1 protein-coding gene is annotated in these 2,861 nt (G+C 67.2%); it reads left to right on the top strand.

Annotated features, from left to right (window positions below; all coding sequences use genetic code 11):
• A partial coding sequence (locus ACFZDL_RS47120) for an SDR family NAD(P)-dependent oxidoreductase (protein WP_353597317.1) occupies window positions 1–2,861 on the top strand: 2,861 nt, incomplete at both ends.

Raw genomic sequence — 2,861 nt, 5'->3', positions numbered from 1 at the left:
CACCACACCCCCACCCAACACCCCAACCACCCAAACCTCCCCACCTACCCCTTCCAACACCACCACTACTGGCTCAACACCACCACCCCCACCCCGAGCACCACGAGCATCCGCTTCTTGGAATCGTTGGAGAGCGAAGACGTCGACGCAGTGGCCTCCGCCCTGGCCATTGACCGTGACTCCTCTCTCGAAACAGTCCTGCCGGCACTCTCCACCTGGCGCAAGCGCCACGATGACCAGGCCATCATCGACTCCTGGCGCTACCGCGAGACATGGAAACCGGTCACACTCCCCCAGAGCGGCACCAGGTCACCCGGTACCTGGCTCATCGTCGTCCCCACTCAGCGGAGTGGGGACGCGCCCATCGGCGTCATCGTCGATGCCCTGCATCACCTGGGAGCGCGGACCATCACGCTCACTCTCGACTCCTCCTGTGCCGACCCGGAAACCCTTGCTCAACGGCTCGCCGAACGCCGTGACCTGGTGAGCATCGACGGCGTGCTCTCGCTGCTCGCCTTCGACGAGGAACCCCACCCCGAACACCCCCACGTCCCCACCGGCACCGCACTCACCCTCTCCCTCATCCAAACCCTCACCACCCACCCAACCCTCACCGCACCCCTGTGGTGCCTCACCCAAACCGCCACCACCACCCACCCAACCGACCCACTCCACCACCCCACCCAAGCCCACATCTGGGGACTCGGACGCACCACCGCACTCGAACACCCCCACCACTGGGGCGGACTCATCGACCTCCCCACCACCCCCACCCCACAACACCTCCACCACCTCACCACCGCCCTCACCACCCAACATCAAGAGCGCGAACTCGCACTACGCCCCACAGGCCTACACGCCCGACGTCTGGTCCGAACCACCGGCCGCGCCACGCTCGACGACCCCCAACCCTGGAAGCCCCACGGCACCATCCTCATCACCGGCGGCACCGGAGCCATCGGCACCCACATCGCCACCTGGATCGCCGCCCACCACCCCCACTGCCACCTCCTCCTCACCAACCGACAAGGTCCCAACACACCCCACGCCACCCAACTCCACCACCACCTCACCCAACTCGGCGCCACCACCACCATCACCACCTGCGACACCACCAACCCCAACCAACTCACCAACCTCCTCAACACCATCCCCCCAACCCACCCCCTCACCACCGTCATTCACACCGCAGGCGTCCTCGACGACGCCACCCTGGCCACTCAGTCAAGCGATCGCCTGTCGACCGTCCTGGGCCCCAAGGCACATGCCGCCCACCATCTGCACAATCTCACCCGGCATCTGAACCTCGATGCCTTTGTCCTGATCTCCTCCACGGCCGCCACCTTCGGCAGCCCTGGGCAGGCCAACTACGCCGCCGCCAACGCCTACCTCGACGCTCTGGCCCAGCACCGCCGTGCCCAGGGGCTCCCCGCCACCTGCATCGCCTGGGGGCTCTGGGAGCAGGGCGGCTTGGCCAACGCCGAGATCACCGGGCACCTGGCGCGCCGAGGTCTGCTCCCCATGCCCACCCAACCGGCGCTCACCGCGCTCTCGCAGGCCATCGCCGCCCCGGGCGAAGCCCACCACATCATCGCTGACATCGACTGGAGCGCCTTCGCCGTCAATCTGAGCGCCAGTTGCGAATCCGTTCCGCTCACCCAGGACATTGCCGAAGCCCGGACACCGCGTTCCAGGCAGGCGATGGATCAGGCCTCCAACACGGCCCTGCACCGCCAGCTGGCCGACCGAAGCCCGAGCGAGCAGCAGGAGGTGCTCCTCCGTCTCGTACGGACACAGGTGGCCACCGTCCTCGGACACAACGACATCGACGCGGTGCCCCCCGACCGCCCCTTCAAGGATTTGGGACTCGATTCCCTCGCGGCCGTCGAGACCCGCAACCGGCTGACCACCCTCATCGAACAGCGCCTCCCCACCAGCCTCATCTTCGACCACCCCACGCCGACCAAGCTCGCCCAGTATCTGCAGACGCAACTGGTGGATGAGGCATCTACCCCGGCGAGCGCAGCAGCACTCCATCCCGCAGCCAAGGCCGACGAGTCCATCGCGATCATCGGCATGGCATGCCGATTCCCGGGAGGGGTGAGTACGCCCGAGGAGTTCTGGGATCTCATCCTCACGGAACGCGACGCGATCGCGGACTTCCCGACGAACCGGGGCTGGGATCTCGCAGGGATCTTCCACCCCGACCCCGCACACAAGGGCACCTGTTACACGCAGCAGGGCGGCTTCTTGTACGACGCGGCCGAGTTCGACGCCGCCTTCTTCGACATCAGTCCCCGCGAGGCACTGGCCATGGACCCCCAGCAGCGGCTCTTGCTGGAGACCAGCTGGGAGGCTCTGGAGCGGGCGCACATCGACCCGCGATCGCTGCAAGGCAGTCCGGTCGGTGTCTTCACCGGCATCAATGCCCAGGACTACGCGATTCACCTGGAGCGTTCACAGGAGTCCGTCGAGGGCTACGTCCTCACCGGCAGCTCGAGCAGCATCGCCTCGGGCCGGATCGCTTACACCTTGGGCTTGGAAGGTCCCGCGGTCACCGTGGACACGGCGTGTTCGTCGTCCCTGGTCGCCCTGCACCTGGCCTGCCAGGCCCTACGGGCGGGGGAATGCTCGATGGCCCTGGCCGGCGGGGTCACCATCATGTCCACCCCCACCACGTTCGTCGAGTTCGCCCGGCAGCGGGGCCTGTCAGCAGACGGTCGGTGCCGTGCCTTCTCCTCGACCGCCGATGGAACTGGCTGGGGCGAGGGGGTGGGGGTGTTGTTGGTGGAGCGGTTGTCGGATGCGCGGCGGTTGGGGCATCGGGTGTTGGCGGTGGTGCGGGGCAGTGCGGTGAATCA

Origin of the sequence: Streptomyces sp. NPDC007917, from assembly GCF_042959105.1 — a bacterium.
GTDB lineage: Bacteria > Actinomycetota > Actinomycetes > Streptomycetales > Streptomycetaceae > Streptomyces.
This window is presented reverse-complemented; position numbering and strand designations above follow the sequence as displayed.